3 protein-coding genes are annotated in these 2,384 nt (G+C 53.4%); all 3 read left to right on the top strand.

The genetic code is table 11. The annotated features are described in order from the left end of the window. Positions 1-105: 105 nt before the first annotated feature. Positions 106-624: a protein-disulfide reductase DsbD domain-containing protein gene (locus B3520_RS06705; RefSeq protein ID WP_286804874.1), complete on the top strand. Its 519-nt coding sequence runs from the start codon at positions 106-108 to the stop codon at positions 622-624. A gap of 91 nt (positions 625-715) precedes the next feature. Beyond that, positions 716-1,132, top strand: coding sequence for a Cd(II)/Pb(II)-responsive transcriptional regulator (gene cadR, locus B3520_RS06700; protein WP_286804873.1), 417 nt, complete (start codon positions 716-718; stop codon positions 1,130-1,132). A gap of 511 nt (positions 1,133-1,643) precedes the next feature. Further along, positions 1,644-2,384: TolC family protein (locus B3520_RS06695; RefSeq protein ID WP_286875729.1), on the top strand; the 741-nt coding region annotated here is incomplete at its 3' end.

Below are 2,384 nucleotides of genomic sequence, written 5' to 3'. Positions count from 1 at the left end.
GGTGGTACTCAATGGTCGCGGGAAGCCGGTAAAACGGCTGCCCGACCTGTTTGTGGCGGACACGCTGGCGTCGACGCTGCGCAGCTCTACGGAGGAATAAGTCGTATGCGCATGAATAAATCCCAAATCTTCGGCTGGCTGGTGCCTGGTCTGGGCGCTTTGGCGGTGGTGAGCGCATTGTTGGCATGGCAGTGGCCGCTCTTAGAGCCCAAAACCCTAGACGCAGCGGCTGGCGGCGAGGCGGCTAAAACCACCGCTGATCTGGTCGATATCCTTGCTGTGCGAGGGGCAGGGGACAGTATTCGTGTGACACTCTTGATCGAAGGCGATTGGCACGTGAATGCCAACCCCGCGTCCTTGGACTTCTTGATCCCCACCGAGCTTTCCGTGAGCGGGGGTGAACCCTTGCCGTTGGAAGTCGACTACCCACTCGGTCGCACTATCGACAGCGGGCTCGGTGATGAACCCTGGACCATTTACGATGATGGTACCATCATTCGCGCTACCCTTCTCAAAGACGTGTCTAATGACCAGTTAACCGCCGAAGTTCGGGTTCAGGCATGCCACGACAGCGGTCGTTGCCTGACTCCAGACACCCTCCAGGCGAGGCTTTCTCTCCGGTGACGGGAATATCGGTTTATGTGATGGCCCTCGTGCAACACCCTCGTTGTTATGCAGGATCTACTATAAGTTTGCCTTGGTTAAGGAGGTCTTCATGAGAATTGGCGCTTTGGCGAAGAAGCTTGGTTTGCCGGTTGAAACAATACGCTTTTGGGAGAAAAAAGGTTTGCTGCCAGAGCCTTCTCGAACGGAAAGCAATTATAGAGATTACGGCGATAGAGATTTGATGAACCTGCAATTTATTCGAAATTGTCGCGGTTTGGATATGAGTCTCGACGACATCCGGCAGCTGATACAGCTACGAAGCCAACGAACAGAGTATTGCAGTAGTGTCAACGATCTTATTGATAATCGTATTGCTCAGGTTACGATAAAAATCAAAACGCTACAAGCGCTTGAAGTTCAGTTGCGATCCTTGCGTCAGGCCTGCGCGGAGGGGCGAAGTGTCGAGCAGTGCGGCATTTTGCAAGGATTGACCGAGCGCAGCCGAAGCTCGATGACAAAGAAATAGAACCTTCACAGACCCTGGGGCGAGCGATGGCTTTCTGGCTCTTGGTGTGGTGGAGTATGTGTAAACGTATGTCAGCCCGGAAGGCAATTTTGACAAAACAAAAAGTGACGATTGTATTGATAACACTGATGGTTCTTCAGGGCTTCGTCGTCGCTGTTGAGGCACATCCGACTTCTCAGTGGGCTGACCGTACTCTGGGGTGGAATCAAGAGCTCCAGCCCGGAGATTGTAAGGTCGATACAAACGAGGCCGTAAATACCGCTTTACTGCAAGACGGTTGCTCCTGTTGTGCCCTTTGCCACGCTTGTTGGCTCGCGATGGCCGTTCATCAATTTTCTGATTTTTATTCTGATGTTAGGGGCGTGCTGCCCTCCTACCTAATTGACTTTTCGTCCGTCCACGGCCCCTCTCTGTTTCGACCACCCAAAGCCTGATAGGTCCCGAGTTTTTAGCACTCTAGAGCTGGTCCCCATTGTTGGGGTACTGAAATAATTTTTTAGGATAATTACCGATGAACTACTTTGGTTTATGGGTTGGGCTCGCCCGCGTGCGTGTGCGCACCGCGCACACGTTACTATTGAGTCTTTTATTGTTATTGAGCGGCCTCTCGTATGGGCAGCACCGGGAGGCGGTGCTTACACTGGACGATGCTATTCACAAAACCATGCAGAACAACCCCCGCTTGCAGATGTACGAAGTTCGGATGCGTGGGCTCAAGGGGGTCAGAGAGTCCGCTGCCCTAACGCCAGCCTATGAGCTGGGTGCGGAGGTTGAGAACTTCGCTGGAGAGGGTGAAATACAAGGCCTGCGTGGCTCAGAACAGACGGTTTCACTGTCGTCGGTCATTGAACTCGGCGGAAAGCGTTCGGCGCGAGTGGCGCTGGTCGATGCTCGCACTGGTCTGTTGGACGCGCGGCGTAGGGCTGAAGCGTTGGATCTGCTCGGCGAGGTGACGCATGGCTTCGTCGCCGCCTTGGCAGCACAGGAACGGTTGAATCTAGAAAAAGATGCTTTGGTGCTAGCTCGCGCGACACTGGAGGCAGTTGAAAAGCGAGCACGCGCGGGTGTTGCACCAAATGCAGAGGTTTTACGGGCCAAAGCCGCTCTCGCAAAAACAAAAATCACCTTATCTCGCATGCAGCGGGTATTTGAAATAGAGAAGACCCATCTTACCAGTCTGTGGGGCGCTATCGAAACTGATTTTGAGGAGCTTCAAGGGGACCTGTTTCAATTCCCTCCCGCGGATGATTTT

It is taken from the genome of Marinimicrobium sp. UBA4509 (genome assembly GCF_002388575.1).
GTDB lineage: Bacteria > Pseudomonadota > Gammaproteobacteria > Pseudomonadales > Cellvibrionaceae > Marinimicrobium > Marinimicrobium koreense.
The sequence above is the reverse complement of the archived record's forward strand: the minus strand, read 5'-3'. Positions and strand labels throughout refer to the sequence as shown.

Coding starts and splice junctions, on each gene's coding strand:
- B3520_RS06705 (WP_286804874.1), top strand. CDS start 106: ATGCGCATGAATAAATCCCAAATCTTCGGCTGGCTGGTGCCTGGTCTG.
- cadR (WP_286804873.1), top strand. CDS start 716: ATGAGAATTGGCGCTTTGGCGAAGAAGCTTGGTTTGCCGGTTGAAACA.